We start from the raw sequence: 17,961 nt of genomic DNA on the forward strand, positions 1-17,961 counted from the left end.
AAACGGCCTTTGTCCATGTTGGAGTGGATTGTTGCGCTCTAGATAGTCCGCGTTCAGGGAAACGTCCATGCCGTCAGATTTTTGCTTCTACGCATGTCGTTGTCTCAAAACCGTGGCCACTTTTGAGCGACATGCATTAGCGCAGCCAGCCGATTGCCAGTTCCTTGACGGCATCGAGCGCGCGCTGTGGCAGCGTGCCGACACCGATCAACTCGGCGGCGAAAAGCGGTGTCTCCTGGCTCAGCGTGTCGCCGATCCAGACGCGCAGCGCACCCACTGGCTGGCCCTCCTCCACCGGTGCGGCGACCGGGCCGTTATAGACGATCCTTGCCGTCAGCTTGTCGCGGTTGGTGATCGGCAGGAAGATGGCGATCGGCCCTTTTGCCTTCAACGTCACACCGGATTTCGCACCGCCAAAAACCTGAGCCTCGCCAACCACCTCGTCCTTGGCGAAGATCTCGGTCTTCTCGAAGGACCGCGCGCCCCAGTCGAGCAGCTTTCGCGCCTCCTCGGCGCGTTCCTTGTCATTGGCGAACCCGCTCATCGCCGCGACCACCCGCGTGCCGTTGTGGGTGGCCGAAGCGACGATGCCGAAGCCGGACGCCTCGCTCGCACCGACCGCCAGGCCATCGGCACCGATGTCCATGGCCAGCAGCGGGTTGCGATTCCTCTGCGAGATCTTGTTCCAGGTGAAATCCTTCAGGCCATAGTAGCGATAGAAATCCGGGTAATCGCGCCACAAATGCAAGGCCAGCTGCGCCAGTTCGCGCACGGTCGTCTGCTGGCCATCGGCCGGCAGGCCGGTCGAGTTGACGAAGGTCGATGTCTTGAGGCCGATCTGGCGGGCACGCTCGGTCATCTGCGCGGCAAAATTCTCCTCTGACCCGGCCATGCCTTCGGCGATGACGATGCAGCCGTCATTGGCGGCCTGCACGGTCACGCCCTGGATCAGGTCCTCGAGCCGGATCGCCGATTTGAGCTTGGCAAACATCGTCGATGTTCCCGACGGCGCGCCACCCTTGCGCCAGGCGTTTTCGCTCACCACGAACGTGTCGTCGAGCTTGAGCCGCCCGGATTTGATGGCATTGAAAACCACTTCCATTGTCATCAGCTTGGCCATCGAGGCCGGCGGGATCGGCTTGTCGGCATCTTTCGAGAACAGCACCGTGCCGGTGTCGGCATCGATCATGAAGGCTTGTGTGGCCTTGGTCTCGAAGAGCTGCGCGTGGGCCGGGGCAAGGGAAATCAGGAGGCCGAGAAGAAAAAACCCGGCAAAAGGCTGAAGCAAGCGAAACTGCATGAAATTCGACCCGTTGGCCGGTCCCTCCGGCAAGCCCGCGAAACTATCGGGCTTTTTCCGGGGCGGATCAACTGTTCAGCGGAAAACCGGCTCGTGAATCAGTTGCGCACGGCCAGCGCATCGGGCGCGCCATGCGACCATGCGGCCTGCAGCAACTCGTCCAGGCCGCCATGGCCATTCGGATAGAGATTGACCGCATACCAATCATTGCCGTCGAGATCGGAACGCTGAATCTCCGTTCTGCCGAAGGGTTGAAGTGCTGCTGCCACGCGCTTGGCTTCCGCGGCGTCGTCGAACGTGCCGGCGGCGACATAGTCGGCGCTGGACGGCGCTGCCTGCGGATTGGACTTTTTCCACGACCGCAGGATGTCGGCGGGCGACATGCCGTTGTCGTCCAGTGCGGCAAAGACATCCCCGCGCCGCACGCGTTCATCCGCGTAGGACAGCGAGGCGATCGCGAAGGGTGACTGCGGCGGCAGGCCGATCTCCGGCCGCTCGGGAACGATCGGTCCGAAATCGGGCAGCGCCAAGTCGCCCAAAGCCGGTTCCTGCGCCGACAGAGCCGTCTGCGTGGCGGACGCCTTCCCGGAATTCGTCAACTGCCCCGGAAACGGTATGGCTGCGGCACCCACGGGCAAGCTTGGCGACGGTCCGTTCATGGCCACCATGACGCCGGTTGGCAGGCCATCCGACGGATCCGGAATCCGGTTGCCTGGATGGTAGGATGCCATCAGATACTGGTCGTCATTGCCATCGAGCGGCGCGCGGCCGACATATTCCACCTTCACCTCGGCGGTGCCGACATTGGCGTAGTCGAGCATCTGCGCCGCGCGCTCCGAGACATCGATGATGCGGCCCTCGTGATACGGCCCACGGTCGTTGACGCGCACGACGACGGAGCTGCCGGTCTTGAGATTGGTGACGCGGGCATAGCTTGGCAGCGGCATGGTCGGGTGCGCGGCCGTAAGATGCGTCATGTCGTAGACTTCGCCATTGGCGGTCAGCCGGCCATGGAAGGCGTCGCCGTACCAGGAAGCCAGGCCGACCTTGGCGTAATGCCGATCTTCCTTGGGATAGTACCACTTGCCACGAACCTGATAAGGCTTGCCGAGCTGGTCGCGACCGCCTCCGCGCCGCATGAAGTTGGCGCGCGGGCTCGCCTTCACACCATATTCGGTCTCGGCGAAATATTCCTTGGAACGAGGCTTGGGATTCACCATTGCTTTCGGCTCGGGCTGCGACGCGCAGGCTGCCAGCAAGGCAGCCGACGCAGCAAGCAGCGTAAGCGTGGAAGCGCGACGAAGACGCGGACGCGTCGTAGCCTGCATTTTCCTGAAATCCCCTACAGTCTCAATCAAGATGCCGTTGTTTGAACAACAGAGGAGCCAAAGCACTCACTCGACGATATCAACGACGCCCTGAACCCCGATCCTTTGTGCGCAGGAATTGTTTATCACGATATTAACCGATTGTGGCCGGAACCGGGCAAGATTGTGACGGCGCTTGCTGCGTACGGCTTGAACAGTTTCATCCAGCCGGCCGCACTCATCCTGTAGTGCTCCACTGGATGAGCCACTTCTTCCCGGTGATATCCTGGACGACCCTCAAAAGGTAAGGGTCGCTAGGCGCTGCTCCGCTGTCCACCTAAGCCCGGCTTTAAAGGCCAGGCATGATCCACGGATTGGCGTCGTATCCCAGGCGCGGCTTTTCCGTCGTTGTTCCATCCGGCAATTTAGTCGTTCCGGTCAAGTTGCAGTCCAGCTCTGGCCTCGGCTTCTTGCTCGAATGTTTCGTAGAGCACAGGGTCGCGGCATCGCTGACCGTCACCTTCTTCTCCTTCGCAATGGCGACACCAGTCGCGGCGATCACGAGTGCCGCACAAAATATGACCACTCTCATCGTACTTCCCCACGGTTGCGCATCCCCAAGATGCTGGGGAGTGACGTTACGTCACTTTTATATTAGCGCAAGCGAATATTTAGACCCTCGGTCCGCCGCTGCCACGCCTCCACGGTCTTCGCACACCCTCGCGACAAAGGTGCTTTCAGCTGGCGGTCACCCCAAGACAGCAGGCGAACGCCTGGGCCATCCGAACATCAGGATAACTCTAGACCTTCACTCCGACGTTATGCCCGGCATGCAGGCTGATGCAGCGGAGCAAGTTGACGTTGCGCTTCAGGCCGCTATAAGCAGCGAGCGAAAAGGCAAACAGTTGCAAACTGCGTAGCAACGGGCATTCCATGGCCCCGCGCAAATTGTCAAAAACGCAATGATTGCAATTGCTTGGAGGGATGGCCGAGCGGTTTAAGGCACCGGTCTTGAAAACCGGCGTGGGCGCAAGTTCACCGTGGGTTCGAATCCCACTCCCTCCGCCAACTTATTGAGCTACTCGGCGGCCTCGTGCAGGCGCATTGCAATCAACCCGACACCCGACACGCCGCGACAGAGCTGGGCTGGACCACGCAAACGACATTGCGCACGGGCTTGCAAGAAACGGTTCAATGGTTGGGGAAAGATCGCGATCGTCTCGATTTCTATAGAGAGAATCTTGACCTGGCGGGCAGACGGCATCGACAACCGCCGGCGTCGGACTGCGGATAGAACGGCCAATCGCGCCGGACGGCTGCACCTTCGCCCATCGTTGGTTGCGCGACAACGATCATGTCGGTTTGTCTGGCGGCGTATCCGCGCCGATGGGCGCGTGGTTCCTGAAATAGAAAACCCCGCCGGCAGGGAACCGGAGGGGTTAGTCCTGGGAGGACGCGCGACGCGCTGCGTTCGCCACCGCGCGCTACAAAGATATCGCCCGGTTGCGACGCCGGTGTGACACGCCGGCGAGCGCCTCCCTCACCTGCCCGGCTGCAAAGACGAAAGTCGCCATCAAGCCTTTGGAAAGGAGAAATATGGTTCTGTCCGGAAGCTGAAGTGCGAGCGGGTGCTGCCAAAGGCTGGGCAATAGAGGCGGGCGAATGGATATTTTTGGCATCAAGGCGCTGTTGATCTCCGCGTTGATATTCATTCCGTTCGAACATCTGTTCCATGAACGGCCCCAGAAGATCTTCCGCAAGGGCTTGGGTGTCGATCTGATCTACGTGCTGTTCAACGGCTTTATCATAAAAATAGCCATCGTCCTGATAGCGGCCTACACGCTTGACGCCGCCGCAATCGTGGTCCCGCAATCAATGATGCGCGCCGTCGGCGGTCAGCCCGTCTGGTTGCAGGTCGCGGAGATCATCTTGATCACCGACATCGGCGTCTATTGGGCGCACCGGGCCTTCCACAAAATCCCTGCGCTTTGGAGATTCCACGCGGTACACCACGGCATTGAGGAGCTGGACTGGCTCGGCGCTTTCCACTCCCATCCGGTCGACGCGATTGCCACAAAGGCAATATCATTGACGCCGATCTTTTTCCTCGGCTTCTCCGAAGCCTCGATCGCCGCCTTCTCGATCATATATTTTTGGCACACGCTGCTTGTGCATTCAAACCTGCGGATTCCGTTTGGTCCCTTGAAATGGCTGATCGCCAGCCCGCAATTTCATCGCTGGCACCATGCCAACCAGCGCGAGGCTTATGACAAGAACTTCGCCGGCCAACTCCCCCTCCTCGACATGGTGTTCGGCACCTACAATGCCACCGGCAACAAGGTGCCGGAAAAATACGGTGTCGATGATCCGATCCCGTCCAGCTACTTTGGTCAGGTTGGTTACCCGCTCGTGCCTCGCAGCAAGCGATCGAAACGGTCGGTGGCGCGCACGGAAGCCTGACGGCTAATATCAATGGCGTCCGCCATGTGCCGCTCGAAATGGCACTGTTGCCTGGTAGCGGATATTGCGTCGTGGGTTGGTTTTGGCGGGCACCAGCAATAATTATAGGTGCTTCGGGTTGGCCTCGAGGCGTTTTCGGCATGGACTATCAAGACGACGACCTCAGCAGATTCGAAGCGCATGGCGCCGCGCCCCTGACGGCCGCCAAGGACGAAGGCCGGGTCGAAAACGAGGGCGCGAAAATTTGGTACGCCACGTTCGGGGCCGGCTTTCCCGTAGTCTTGTTGCATGGCGGCCTCGGTCACAGCGGCAATTGGGGATTTCAGGTTCCCGAGCTGGTCAAGGGTGGTTATCGGGTCGTGGTGATCGACAGCCGTGGCCACGGGCGCAGCACCCGCGACGGGCGACCGTACAAATACGAGCTGATGGCTTCCGACGTCCTGGCCGTGATGGATACACTGCAATTGGAAAAGGCGACTGTGGTGGGTTGGAGCGATGGCGCGTGCGTCGCGCTCATCCTCGGCATGAACGCCGCCGATCGGATCACGGGTGTGTTCTTCTTCGGCTGCAACATGGATCCGAGCGGCACCAGGGAATTCGAGCCCAGTCCGGTCATCGATCGGTGTTTCAGCCGGCACGCCAAGGACTATGCCGAACTATCGGCAACGCCAGGCCAGTTCGATGTATTTGTCAAAGCCGTCGGCCTGATGATGAAGACCGAACCCAATTATTCCGCCGCCGACCTGGCGCGGATGCGCGTGCCCGTGGCGATCGTTCAAAGTGAACATGACGAATTCATCAAGCGGGAGCACGCGAACTATCTGTCTCAAAACGTCCCAGGATCGGAATTGATCATCCTGCCTGACGTCAGCCATTTCGCGCCGCTGCAACGGCCTGGGCAGTTCAACAGCGCGCTGCTGACCTTCCTCGGAAACATTCATTCTTGAACATCGGGTGCGCCGCCCCCCTAAAGCCGGAAGGCTTTTTCTCGTCGAATCGGCTAAGCCTCAAGGCATGAACGAGACCTCCCTTTATGCGCCGGTGAAGCGGTTCCTCGAAAGTCTCGACTTTGTCGTGAAGGGTGAAATCGGCGGCTGCGACATCGTCGCGCTGCGCGAGGGCGAGCCGCCGGTTGTCGTCATCTGCGAACTGAAATTGCAGTTCAACCTCGAACTGGTGCTGCAAGGCATCGACCGCGCGGCCGCTTGCGATGAAGTGTGGCTGGCGGCGCGTATGTCGGCACGAGGCAAGGGGCGCGAAAGCGACGCCCGTTTCCGCAACCTCTGCCGCCGGCTCGGCTTCGGCTTGCTCGGTGTGACCGCGAATGACAAGGTCGAAGTGCTTGTCAGCCCGGCCGCGCCTGAGCCACGCAAGAATGCGCGGCGGCGCTCTCGCCTTGTCGACGAACACCAGCGCCGACGCGGCGATCCTGTCGCGGGCGGAGGATCGCGGAATCCGATCATGACCGCCTATCGCCAGAGCGCCCTCACCTGTGCCGCCGCGCTTGTCCACGGACCCAAACGGCCGCGCGATTTGAAGGCGCTGACGCCGATCGCCCCGAAGATCCTGCAGCACAACGTCTATGGCTGGTTCGCGCGCGTGGACCGCGGCCTTTATGATCTCACGGATGCCGGCCGCGCCTCGCTGGTGCGTTGGCCGCAGGCCTCGCACGAGGATGTCCGACACGAGATTTTGATTGCGTCGCCCCCCTGAATGCGGCCGCTTGCCCGGCATGAAGCGCCCCTCTTGGTTGATTTTTCAGACAAAATATGCTGCTTGTCCCGCCCATGAAGACACTCTGCATGATGGCCATGGCGTCCCTGACGCTAGCTTTCCCGGCCCGCGCAATGGACAACGCCTTGCGTGCCGGGCTGATGAAACTTGATCCGCAAACACGCCTCGAGCAGCGGTGCGATGCCGAAATCCTGGACCGGATCACCCATGACGATCGCAAGTTCAAGGCCGACCGTGTCGTCGCCTACGCCTTCGCCACGCCTGAGATGAGCGCCGATGCAATCAGGAGCCCCGGTGCGGCGTTCCGCAGCAAGGGGCAATGGTACCGGCTGAAATTCAAATGCCAGACGGGGCCGGACCATATGGAAGTTCTCCAGCTTCGCTACCGGATCGGCGATGAGATTCCGGAAGCCGACTGGGCAAAATACAATCTCTACGACTAGTTTTTTCGCGAGCTTGTGTGGGCTTCGGTTCACGAGCCGGCGACGGCTGAAAATCTCCTGTAATGCCACTGCCACGAAAGTGGTTTTCCAGCGTTGTCCAATGCTGCGTCTTGACGGCAGCGGACCATGCCTTTAGGGCCGTCGGAATAGCCGACGACGAACACTCGGCGAAGGGCTTCCAGGTCGATGGAAATATTTACCGCCGCGGGCCTATCGGCCCTTCTTCAGGTCATCGCCATCGATCTTGCGCTTGCGGGCGACAATGCCATCGTCATCGGCCTCGCCGCGGCCGGACTGCCGGCCAGCCAACGCAAACGGGCCATTCTCGTCGGCATCGCCGCCGCCACCGTCCTTCGCATTTTCTTCGCCTTGATCACGCAATGGCTGCTCACCATCGGGCCCATGTTGCTTATCGGCGGCGGCCTGCTCTTGCTGTGGGTCTGCTGGAAGATGTGGCGCGAATTGCGCGTCAGCCACGAGCAGGAGCGTGACGCCACGGAAGCGCTGTCGAACGGCGACTTCGACAAGGATGGGGTCATCGGCGGCAAGGGGCCAAGCAAGACCTTCTCGCAGGCAGCCTGGCAGATTGTCATTGCCGACGTTTCGATGTCGCTCGACAATGTTCTGGCTGTAGCCGGCGCGGCCATGAACCATCCGACGGTGCTGATTGTCGGGCTGGCCCTGTCGATCGCCCTGATGGGCTTTGCCGCGTCGTTCGTCGCGCGCCTGCTGCACAAATACCGCTGGATTGCCTATCTCGGCCTGGTGATCATCCTCTATGTTGCGGTCAAAATGCTGCTTGACGGAGCCGTGCAGCAATTCCCCGAACACTTCGCTTTCCTGGCACCCTGGTTCGGATCCGGAGGCCACTGAGCCATCCTTATGGCGCGGGCCGGCCTGTCGCCGGTTTGCTTGATTGCGGAAGCCATGCTATTGCGCCGCCCGTATCGGCTCCAGCCGCGCGCCACAGACCGACATTTACAGCGACTTGAGGCCGGATCAGCGTTCGGCCCGTACCCCCATTGGAAACTAGCCTATGTCCGCCCCTCGCGTCAGTTTTGTCAGCCTTGGATGCCCGAAGGCGCTCGTGGATTCCGAGCGTATCATCACGCGCCTGCGCGCCGAAGGCTATGAGATCGCCCGCAAGCATGATGGCGCCGATCTCGTTGTGGTCAACACTTGTGGTTTCCTCGATTCCGCCCGTGACGAGTCGCTCAATGCCATCGGTTCCGCGCTTTCAGAAAACGGCAGGGTGATCGTCACCGGCTGCCTTGGTGCCGAGCCGGACGTGATCCGCGAGAAGCACCCCAACGTGCTGGCGATCACTGGACCGCAGGCTTACGAGAGCGTGATGGCCGCCGTGCATGAGGCAGCCCCGCCTTCGCACGATCCCTATATCGACCTGCTGCCGCCGCAAGGGGTCAAGCTGACGCCGCGCCACTATGCCTATCTGAAGATCTCGGAAGGCTGCAACAACCGCTGCACCTTCTGCATCATTCCCGCCCTTCGTGGCGATCTCGTTTCGCGCCCGGCCGCCGATGTGCTGCGCGAAGCCGAAAAACTGGCCAAGGCCGGCGTCAAGGAACTCCTCGTCATCTCGCAGGACACCAGTGCCTACGGCATCGACATCAAGTACCAGACGTCGATGTTCGGCGATCGCGAAGTGCGCGCGAAATTCCTCGATCTGTCGGAAGAACTGGGCAAGCTCGGAATCTGGGTGCGCATGCACTATGTCTACCCCTACCCGCATGTCGCCGACGTCATGCCGCTGATGGCCGACGGCAAGATCCTTCCCTATCTCGACATTCCGTTCCAGCATGCCTCGCCGCAGGTGCTGAAGAACATGCGGCGTCCGGCGCATGGCGAAAAGACGCTCGAACGCATCCGCGGTTGGCGCGACGTGTGCCCCGATCTCGCCATCCGCTCGACCTTCATCGTCGGCTTTCCCGGCGAGACGGACGAGGATTTCGAGATGCTGCTTGACTGGCTGGACGAGGCCAAGATCGACCGTGCCGGCTGCTTCAAATACGAGCCCGTCAAGGGCGCCCGTTCCAACGACCTTGGCCTCGAACAGGTTCCGCAGGAGGTCAAGGAAGCACGCTGGCACCGCTTCATGCAGCGCCAGCAGAAGATTTCGGCGACGCAGTTGGCCAGGAAGGTCGGCAAGCGCCTGCCGGTGCTGATCGACGAGGCGCACGGCACCTCGGCAAAAGGCCGCACCAAATACGACGCGCCCGAGATCGATGGCTCGGTCCACATCCAGTCGCGCCGCCCGATGCGTGCCGGTGACATCGTCACGGTGAAGATCGAGCGTGCCGACGCTTATGACCTTTACGGTTCGGCTGTCTGAGCCTTCCGTCCGTTTCTCCGGGCACATAAAAAGGGCGCCTCGCGGCGCCCTTTCCTATTCGAGATGTGGTGCGCCGCTTACTGCGGCAGCTTGTCGTCGACGCCCTTCACGTAGAAATTCATGCCGAGCAGCGTGCCGTCGTCGGCGACCTCGCCGTCCTTCAGCCACGCCGAACCATCCTGCTTGGCGATCGGTCCGGTGAAGGGGTTCCAACCACCGGCGATCTTCTTCTCGGTCGCCTCGGCCATCGCCTTCACATCGTCGGGCATGTTGGTGTAGGGCGCGAGCTTCACCGCGCCGTCCTTGATGCCGAGCCAGACATTGTCCGGCTTCCAGGTGCCGTCTATGGCTGCCTGCACGCGGCTGATGTAATAGGGGCCCCATTCGTCGGTCAGCGAGGTCAGCTGCGCATTCGGCGCGAACTTGATCATGTCGGACGACTGGCCAAAGCCGTGCAGCTTGCGCTCCTCGGCCACCTGCAAGGCCGCGGTCGAATCGGTATGCTGGACGATGATGTCGGCACCCTGGTCGAACAGCGCCTTGGCGGCGTCTGCTTCCTTGCCCGGGTCGAACCACGAGTTCACCCAGACGATCTTGGCCTTGAAGTTCGGGTTGATCGACTGCGCGCCGAGCATGAAGGAGTTGATGCCCATCACCACTTCCGGGATCGGGAAGGAAACGATGTAGCCGGCGACGCCGGACTTCGATTCCTTGGCCGCGATCTGGCCGAGTACGTAACGGCCTTCGTAGAAGCGGGCATTATAGATGCCGAGATTGTCGCCGGTCTTGTAGCCGGTGGCGTGCTCGAACATCACCTTGGGAAATTTCTTGGCGACCTTCACTTCGGCGTCCATGAAGCCAAATGACGTGCCGAAGATGATCTTGCAGCCTTCGCGTGCCAGGCGCTCGAAGGCGCGGTCGGCATCGGGGCCTTCGGAGACGTTCTCCAGATAGGCGGTCTCGACCTTGTCGCCGAGCGCTTTCTGGACCTCAAGGCGGCCTTGGTCGTGCTGGTACGAGTAGCCGAAATCGCCGATCGGGCCGGTATAAACCCAGCAGGCCTTCAACTTGTCGGCAGCCTCTGCGGACGCGGCCAGCGACAATGCCGCTGTCGTCGTCATCAGGGCAATAAGCAGTTTTTTCATTGTGTTACCTCTCTGTGTTAAGCCTTGGAGCTTCCCGTTTGTTATTGTTGTCAACGATCCGGAACGAATGGCTGCCCCAGGGATGCCGGCGTGTTCATCATCGTCAGACGCTTGTTGCGCGAGATTAGAACGAGAACCACGACGGTTGCCAGATAGGGCAGAGAAGAAAGCATCTGCGAGGGCACGGGAATGCCAAAAGCCTGTGCATGAAGCTGGCCGATCCACACCGCGCCGAAGATGTAGGCGCCGGCCAGCACCCGCCACGGCCGCCACGAGGCGAACACCACGAGCGCCAGAGCGATCCAGCCGCGGCCGGCGGTCATGTTCTCCACCCATTGCGGCGTGTAGACCAGCGACAGATGGCCGCCGGCCAGACCGGCGCAGGCGCCGCCGAAGATGACCGAGAGATAGCGGTAGCGGATAACCTTGATGCCGAGCGCGTGCGCCGAAGCATGGCTGTCGCCGATAGAGCGGAGCGTCAGGCCTGTACGCGTCTTGAATAGGAACCACATGACGGCGGCGGTCAGCACGATCGAGATGTAGAAGATCGGATCCTGGCCGAACAGCAGCCTGCCCACGACCGGGATCGAGCTGAGGCCGGGAATGTCAAGATTGGGCAGCCTGACGCCGGGCTGGCCGACAAAGCTCGTTCCGATCATGCCGGAGAGGCCGAGGCCAAGCAGCGTCAGCGACAGGCCGGTTGCCACCTGATTGGTGGCCAGCGATAGCGTCATCACGGCGAACAGCAGCGAGAACAACGCGCCCATGGCGATCGCCGCCAGAAGACCGATCCAGGGCGATCCGGTCAGGTAGCCGGCCCCGAAGCCGCCGACCGCGCCCATGATCATCATGCCTTCGACGCCGAGATTGAGCACGCCGGAGCGTTCGACCACCAGTTCGCCGATCGCCGCGATCAAAAGCGGCGTTGCCGCCGTGGCGATGGTCAGGAGGATGTTGACGGTGATGTCCATCAGCGGGCTTCCTTCAACTTCGGCGCGGCTTCGAGCTGTGCCGCGCCCTGGGGCTTGGTCAACGCAAGGCCGATCAGGCGGATGCGATAGTGGATGAGCGTGTCGCAGCCGAGCACGAAGAACAGCAGCATGCCCTGGAACACTCTCGCCACCTTGTCGGAAATGCCGAGAGCGCTTTGCACCGCTTCGCCGCCGAGATAGGTCAGCGCCAGAACCAGGCCCGCGGCGACGATGCCGAGCGGGTTGAGGCGGCCGAGGAACGCCACGATGATGGCCGTGAAGCCGTAGCCGGGAGAAATCACCGGCTGCAATTGCCCGATGGCGCCGGAGACCTCCGAAATGCCGGCAAGGCCGGCCAGCGCGCCGGACAGCAGGAAGGCGAAGAACACCATGCGGCTGAGACCGAAGCCGGCGAAGCGCCCTGCCCTCGGGCTGGAGCCCAGCACGCGGACCTCGAAGCCCTTGAGCATGCGGCTCATCAGGATCCAGATCAGCACCGCGGCAACCAGCGCGAACACAAAACCCCAGTTGGCGCGCCCGGCGTCCGGCATCAGTTCCGGCAGGACGGCCGAATCGCCGAACTGGATCGTCTGCGGGAAACCATGGCCCTGCGGATCGCGCCATGGGCCGCGCACCAGCCAGTCGAGGAAGAGTTGGGCGACATAGACCAGCATCAGGCTGGTCAGGATCTCGTTGGTGTTGAACCGGGTCTTGAGCAAGGCCGGGATCGCCGCGTAGGCGGCACCGCCGACCATGCCGAGCAGAAGCATCAGCGGCAGCACCAACGGGCCTTCGAACTGAGGAAACAGGACTGGAATGGCGGAGCCGAAGATGGCGCCGAAAATGAACTGGCCTTCGGCGCCTATGTTCCAGATGTTGGCTTTGTAGCAGACCGACAGGCCGACCGAGATCAGGATCAGCGGCGCCGCCTTGATCGCCAGTTCATGCAATTGCCAGACCTGGCTGATCGGCTCGATGAAGTAGATCCGGAAAGCGGTCAGCGGATTGACGCCGAGCAGAGCGAACATGATGGCGCCGGCGATAATGGTGAGCGCGAAGGCGATGAAGGGTGACAGCATTGAAAACAGCGCCGAGCGCTGCGGGCGTTTGACGAGTTCAAGGCGCATCATGCCGTCTCCAGCGTGTGTTCGGCGTGGCCGGGCTCGGCGCCACCCATCAGCAAACCGACCTTCTCGAAGGTCGCCTCGGCGATCGGCATCGGCTTGGACAATTCGCCATTGTGCATGACCGCGATCGCGTCCGATATCTCGAACAACTCGTCGAGATCCTGGCTGATCACCAGAACCGCCGAGCCGCTGCGCGACAGCTCGATCAAGGCCTGTCGGATATGGGCGGCGGCACCGGCATCGACGCCCCAGGTCGGTTGGTTGACCACCATGACGCTTGGGCGGCGGTCGAGTTCGCGGCCAACGATGAATTTTTGCAGATTGCCGCCCGAAAGTGCGGCCGCTTCCGGATCCGGCGCGCTCTTGCGCACATCCATGGCCAGGATGATGCGTTGCGCGGCAGCGTAGACGGCGCCGCTTTTGACCATCCCGCCAGTGCCGACAAACGCCTTGCCGTCGGTCGCGTGGCGCGAGAGCAAAAGGTTTTCCGAGAGTTTCATGCGCGGCGCGGCACCATGGCCGAGGCGCTCCTCCGGCACGAAGGCGGCACCAAGCAGGCGCCGTCCGGTGATGGTGAGACCACCCGCATCCTTGCCGCGGATGCGCACCGAGGCGGCATCCTGCTGCAAGACCTCGCCGGAGACGGATTCGAAGAACTCGCCCTGGCCGTTGCCGGCGACACCGGCAATGCCGATCACCTCGCCGGCGCGGACATTGAGGTTGATGTTCTTGAGCGGAATGGAGAACGGCGTCGCCGGCTTGCGGCTGAGGCCGCGGATTTCGAGCAGCGGCTGCGCTGTTTCGATCCCCTCGACCGGAGCCCGCACCACAGCCTGAACCTCGTTGCCAACCATCATGCGCGCGAGCGACGAGGCGGTTTCCTCGCGCGGGTTGCAGTGACCGACCACCTTGCCATGCCGCAACACGGTGGCGCGGTCGCAGATGCGTTTGACCTCCTCGAGCCGGTGCGAAATGTAGAGGATCGATTTGCCTTCCGCGCGCAGCCGCTCCAGCGTCTCGAACAGCTTGTCGGCTTCCTGCGGCGTCAGCACCGAGGTCGGCTCGTCAAGGATGATGAGCTGCGGCGTCTGCAGCAGGCAACGGATGATCTCGATACGCTGGCGTTCGCCGACCGACAGGTCGCCGACCAGCGAGTCCGGATCGAGCGGCAGGCCGTAGCTGTAGGACAGCGCCCTTGCCTTCGCGGCGATGCTGCTGATCGGCGCGCCGTCATCGAGCGACAGCGCGATGTTCTCGGCCGCGGTCAGCGCCTCGAACAGCGAAAAATGCTGGAACACCATGCCGATGCCGAGCTTCTTTGCGGCACCCGGGCTGGTGATGCGCACCGCCTGGCCGTTCCAGAAAATCTCGCCGGAATTGGGCTCCAGCGAGCCGAACAGCATCTTGACCAGCGTCGATTTGCCGGCGCCGTTCTCGCCAAGCAGCGCGTGGATTTCACCCTTGGCGATGTTGAGATCGACATGATCGCACGCGGTCAGCGTGCCGAATATCTTGGTCAGGCCACGAACCTCAAGCAGGTTCGTCCCATCATGATCTGCACTCACAGTGCCTCCCATCTGGTTCGCCAGATATGTTCTGTGTTCCCGCAAGCATGGTAGGCGCCGCCGGCTCCCAACGGAAAGCGGCACGCGTCTTGAAAGAGCTTCAAGAATTTCAGCGGAAATTCAAGGGATAACAAGGCAGGCGGGACTAAGGAACGAGAATAGTCGTCCCCGTTGTCCTGCGGCCCTCGAGATCCGAGTGTGCCTTGCCGGCATCCTTCAGCGCATAGCGCTGGTTGATCTTAATGTTGACGGCGCCGCTGAGCACCACCTCGAACAGCGCGGCCGCAGAGGCATCGAGGTCCTCGCGTTTTGCGTTGTAGACGAACAGCGTCGGCCTTGTGGCGAACAACGACCCCTTCTGCGCCAAGAGCGACATGGAAAATGGCGGGATTGGTCCCGACGACTGGCCAAAGCTGACGAACATGCCGAGCGGCCTCAGGCAGTCGAGCGAAGCCGGGAACGTGTCGTTGCCCACCGAATCGTAGACGACGTCGCATTTCCGGCCGTCGGTGATGGCGGCGACGCCGGCGACGAAATCCTGCTCCTTGTAGTTGATGACATGGTCGAAGCCGTGCGCCTTGGCGAGCTCGATCTTGTCGGTTGAACTCGCCGTGCCGATGACGGTCGCACCGAGATGTTTCGCCCATTGGCCGAGAATGAGCCCGACGCCGCCGGCCGCGGCATGGAACAGGATCGTGTCGCCCGCTTTCACCTTGAAGGTCCGGCGCAGCAGATATTCGGCCGTCATACCCTTCAGCATCATCGCGGCGGCCTGTTCATCGCTGATGCCGTCCGGAACCTTGACGACCCGGCTGGCATCGATGACGCGTTCTTCGGCATAAGCTCCTGTCGTCACGGCATAGGCGATCCGGTCGCCCGGCTTCAGCCAATCGACGTCCTGCCCTACCTCCAGCACCACGCCGGCGGCCTCGCTGCCCGGAATGAGCGGAAAACCTCCGGGCGGCGGATAGAGACCGGAGCGATGATAGACGTCGATGAAGTTGAGGCCGATGGCCCTGTTCCTGACCAGGATCTGCCCGGAACCCGGCTGGCCGGGATCGACGTCCTCATAGGTCAGAACTTCCGGACCGCCGTGGGCGTGGATACGGATCGCTTTGGACATGGATTGGGATTCCTCTGGCGGGTCAGGCCTTCTTGGCACCGAGATTTGGAAAGAACTGCATGATGCCGCCAATGCAGGCCAGATAAAGCCCGGTAACGGTAATGCCGATCTTGGTGAAAGTGCCGACCTGTTCGCCCAGCACGCCGATCTGATCGTAGAAGGCCGCGAGAGCCGCCTGCGCAAGCGCAAGCGCGCCGAAAGCGCACCACAAAAGGGTCATTGTGAGATTGATGCGCCGCAGCCGCACCACCCGCACCGGATGGATGAAATTGATCGGGATGAAGGTCAGGATGCCAGCCACCACCACGACAGCGAACGACACCCATTGTCCCGGTTCGATGACGAACAATGTGAACACCACCATGTTCCAGACCACGGGGAATCCCTTGAAGAAATTCTCCTTCGTCTTCATGCCGGTGTCGGCATAGTAGATCGCGCTGGAAACGACGATGATCGCAGCCGAAAGGAACGACAGTCCCTCGCCCATGAAGCCGCGCTGGTAGAGCGCGAAGGCCGGGATCAGCACATAGGTCACATAGTCGATGATGTTGTCGAGGAGTTCGCCCGACCAGGTCGGCAGGATTTCCTTGACCTCGAGCTTCCTGGCGATCGGCCCGTCGATGCCGTCGACGAACAGCGCCAGTCCGAGCCACCAGAACATTGCCGTCCAGCGCTCCTCGCTCGCCGCCACCAGTGACAGGAACGCAAGGAACGAGCCAGACGCGGTCAGCAGGTGGACGGAGAATGCCCTTGCCTGCGGCCAGGTGACCTTCTTCTTCGGTCGCGGAATCCGGTCCGCGATCTTCTTGGCGGCCTTTCTGGCCGTTGTGTTCTTGCTCACGGGCCCCGCCAATCCAGCTTGCAGATCTCGGCCGAGCGGCCAGCAAAATTCCAGTTGCGGCCAAAGGCGCGCATCTTGCTCTTGTCGGACCTCGCCACGATGATCTCCGGCGCGATCCAGTATTCGGAATTCGTGATCACCGTATCCTTCTCGCGATCCTTGCCGGCGATTGGCGTCACCGCGCCATCGATGATCTTCGGTATCTGGAAGATACGCGTCTTGTCCCGCGTCTCGTAGGTGATCGGCACCTGTTCGACACCCAGGAATTTTCCGACGAGGATCGACAGCAGCGACGTGGTCCCGCCCGCCTTGCCGGTGAAGATCTTCGTCAAGGCCTTGACTGCATAGATCGAGGCGCGTTTGTCGATGAACAGGCCGGCGGTCCAGTTGCCTCGGCTCATGTAGCCGGGGATTTCCATGATCAGCCCAAGGTTGAGGCCTGACAGGTCGACCTCGCCGAAATGACCGGCATCGATACGGAAACCCGCCCAGGTCTGGCAATAGCCCTCGGTTGGAGGGTGACTGCCGAGCGATAGCACGCAAGGGCAAAAAACCGTGCAATTGCAGGAGAGTACGAGCTCTCCTTTCATTGCCCAGCCCTGATCTGTCATCGAATTTCCCCCACTGAAAGCGAGACTACTAGCAGCGCGGCTGCCCAGACAAGCAGTATCGCACCGGCCAGTCGGGTTGGAAGACTGCCCTTCATCTGTTTTTCAATCAGGGTGAACACGCCGATCAGCGCCATCCAGAAGATGTTCATCACGCCGACGGCGAACATCACCAGCATGAGCGCCCAGCAGCAGCCGAAACACCAGATGCCTTGCGCTACACCGAGCCGGAAGACACTGCTGGCCTTGGCGCTCCAGTTTGAAAACAGGATCGAGAACGGGTTGCGGCATTTCTTCAGGCAGGCCTCCTTGAGGCCGCTGAACTGATAGAGGCCGGCAACCAGCAATGCGAGCGCGCCGGCAATCCCAAGCACCGGATCGTAGATTTCGCTGGACGCGGCGAATGTGTGCACGCTGAGCGTCAGTGCCGAAAACAGCATCGAGGCAGCGAGCCATACGCCGAGATAGCCGGCAACCAGCACCAGAGGATGGACGACCGGCTCGCCCTTGATCCGGGCTGTATCGGCGATCTCGCAATAGGTCCGGATCATCGGGGCCGCGGATGGCAGCATCACGGCGATCGCCATCAGGAACCACATCATGACGAGCGCAACGGCACGCAAGCCGATGCTTGCGTCCAGCGGCGCCGGCGACAGGCAGAGCGCGAAGAACCGCTCCAGGAAATCGGGCAGCGGCAGCCGTGGCAGGCCGTGCAGGAGGGTGTCGCCGGGCGCGCTGCCTCGGACCTCGGCGCCGCGAATCGCCATCGCCCCCAGCAACAGCCATGCGAATGCGATGCCGGCGCCAACGACAATGTTGACCGTCAAACGCGGGTTGCGCGCGACATGTGCCATGGCGCGGCCGGTGCGGTCGAGATGGCTGAAATCGTCCTGGTGGCCGGTCATGACACCCGAATGGGCCGAATCGCCGCGTTGATCAAGCCGCATGATCTGACCTATATGCCTATCGACTGGCAGGTCTGGTGGC

Annotated in this window: 17 protein-coding genes and 1 tRNA gene; 7 read left to right on the forward strand and 11 right to left on the reverse strand. The window is 61.7% G+C overall.

The window, feature by feature from the left end:
* Positions 1 to 136: 136 nt before the first annotated feature.
* From AC1VON_RS20665 to AC1VON_RS20675, 3 genes are all read right to left on the reverse strand, one after another.
* Entirely contained in the window at positions 137 to 1,300 is a 1,164-nt protein-coding gene (locus AC1VON_RS20665; RefSeq protein WP_483124680.1) for a D-alanyl-D-alanine carboxypeptidase family protein, read from the reverse strand.
* A 98-nt stretch (positions 1,301 to 1,398) separates the two neighbouring features.
* Positions 1,399 to 2,628, reverse strand: a complete 1,230-nt coding sequence (locus AC1VON_RS20670; protein WP_172350571.1) for a septal ring lytic transglycosylase RlpA family protein — start codon at positions 2,626 to 2,628, stop codon at positions 1,399 to 1,401.
* 328 nt (positions 2,629 to 2,956) lie between these two features.
* Positions 2,957 to 3,199, reverse strand: coding sequence for a hypothetical protein (locus AC1VON_RS20675; protein WP_483124681.1), 243 nt, complete (start codon positions 3,197 to 3,199; stop codon positions 2,957 to 2,959).
* Positions 3,200 to 3,585: 386 nt separating this feature from the next.
* Between AC1VON_RS20675 and AC1VON_RS20680 the strand changes: the two genes are divergently transcribed.
* The 7 genes from AC1VON_RS20680 to rimO all read left to right on the forward strand — a co-directional run bounded on the left by AC1VON_RS20680 (position 3,586) and on the right by rimO (position 9,594).
* A tRNA-Ser gene (locus AC1VON_RS20680) sits at positions 3,586 to 3,675 on the forward strand.
* A gap of 594 nt (positions 3,676 to 4,269) precedes the next feature.
* Positions 4,270 to 5,067 carry a sterol desaturase family protein gene (locus AC1VON_RS20685; protein ID WP_483124682.1) on the forward strand — a complete coding sequence of 266 codons (798 nt, stop codon included), beginning with the start codon at positions 4,270 to 4,272 and terminating at the stop codon, positions 5,065 to 5,067.
* A 140-nt stretch (positions 5,068 to 5,207) separates the two neighbouring features.
* Positions 5,208 to 6,014 (forward strand): alpha/beta fold hydrolase, encoded by an 807-nt coding sequence (locus AC1VON_RS20690; protein WP_483124683.1) that lies wholly within the window; start codon positions 5,208 to 5,210, stop codon positions 6,012 to 6,014.
* A gap of 67 nt (positions 6,015 to 6,081) precedes the next feature.
* Positions 6,082 to 6,780, forward strand: coding sequence for a DUF2161 domain-containing phosphodiesterase (locus AC1VON_RS20695; RefSeq protein ID WP_483124684.1), 699 nt, complete (start codon positions 6,082 to 6,084; stop codon positions 6,778 to 6,780).
* A gap of 56 nt (positions 6,781 to 6,836) precedes the next feature.
* On the forward strand, positions 6,837 to 7,244 hold the full coding sequence (locus AC1VON_RS20700; RefSeq protein ID WP_172350566.1) for a DUF930 domain-containing protein: 408 nt from the start codon (positions 6,837 to 6,839) through the stop codon (positions 7,242 to 7,244).
* A 186-nt stretch (positions 7,245 to 7,430) separates the two neighbouring features.
* Positions 7,431 to 8,117: a TerC family protein gene (locus AC1VON_RS20705; protein WP_172350565.1), complete on the forward strand. Its 687-nt coding sequence runs from the start codon at positions 7,431 to 7,433 to the stop codon at positions 8,115 to 8,117.
* A 163-nt stretch (positions 8,118 to 8,280) separates the two neighbouring features.
* On the forward strand, positions 8,281 to 9,594 hold the full coding sequence (gene rimO / locus AC1VON_RS20710) for a 30S ribosomal protein S12 methylthiotransferase RimO (RefSeq protein ID WP_483124685.1): 1,314 nt from the start codon (positions 8,281 to 8,283) through the stop codon (positions 9,592 to 9,594).
* 77 nt (positions 9,595 to 9,671) lie between these two features.
* Here the strand turns inward: rimO and AC1VON_RS20715 are convergent, their stop codons facing one another.
* The 8 genes from AC1VON_RS20715 to AC1VON_RS20750 all read right to left on the reverse strand — a co-directional run bounded on the left by AC1VON_RS20715 (position 9,672) and on the right by AC1VON_RS20750 (position 17,921).
* Positions 9,672 to 10,739, reverse strand: coding sequence for a BMP family ABC transporter substrate-binding protein (locus AC1VON_RS20715; protein ID WP_172350563.1), 1,068 nt, complete (start codon positions 10,737 to 10,739; stop codon positions 9,672 to 9,674).
* Positions 10,740 to 10,789: 50 nt separating this feature from the next.
* Entirely contained in the window at positions 10,790 to 11,710 is a 921-nt protein-coding gene (locus AC1VON_RS20720; protein ID WP_172350562.1) for an ABC transporter permease, read from the reverse strand.
* The gene (locus AC1VON_RS20725; protein ID WP_483124686.1) at positions 11,710 to 12,840 is read right to left on the reverse strand and encodes an ABC transporter permease; all 1,131 of its coding nucleotides are present in this window, start codon (positions 12,838 to 12,840) and stop codon (positions 11,710 to 11,712) included. The genes AC1VON_RS20720 and AC1VON_RS20725 overlap by 1 nt, the downstream gene beginning before the upstream one ends.
* A complete protein-coding gene (locus AC1VON_RS20730; protein WP_172350560.1) occupies positions 12,837 to 14,414 on the reverse strand; it encodes an ABC transporter ATP-binding protein in 1,578 nt (525 codons plus the stop codon). The genes AC1VON_RS20725 and AC1VON_RS20730 overlap by 4 nt, the downstream gene beginning before the upstream one ends.
* Before the next feature lie 133 nt (positions 14,415 to 14,547).
* Positions 14,548 to 15,525 carry a quinone oxidoreductase family protein gene (locus AC1VON_RS20735; RefSeq protein ID WP_483124687.1) on the reverse strand — a complete coding sequence of 326 codons (978 nt, stop codon included), beginning with the start codon at positions 15,523 to 15,525 and terminating at the stop codon, positions 14,548 to 14,550.
* A 22-nt stretch (positions 15,526 to 15,547) separates the two neighbouring features.
* Entirely contained in the window at positions 15,548 to 16,366 is an 819-nt protein-coding gene (pcsA, locus tag AC1VON_RS20740; protein WP_056577267.1) for a phosphatidylcholine synthase, read from the reverse strand.
* Entirely contained in the window at positions 16,363 to 16,977 is a 615-nt protein-coding gene (locus tag AC1VON_RS20745) for a DUF1326 domain-containing protein (protein WP_095788751.1), read from the reverse strand. Before AC1VON_RS20745 ends, pcsA begins: the two co-directional genes overlap by 4 nt.
* Positions 16,974 to 17,921: a DUF2182 domain-containing protein gene (locus tag AC1VON_RS20750; RefSeq protein WP_483124688.1), complete on the reverse strand. Its 948-nt coding sequence runs from the start codon at positions 17,919 to 17,921 to the stop codon at positions 16,974 to 16,976. The genes AC1VON_RS20745 and AC1VON_RS20750 overlap by 4 nt, the downstream gene beginning before the upstream one ends.
* Positions 17,922 to 17,961 lie beyond the last annotated feature (40 nt).

This window comes from Mesorhizobium sp. HAY1-8B (genome assembly GCF_056868045.1).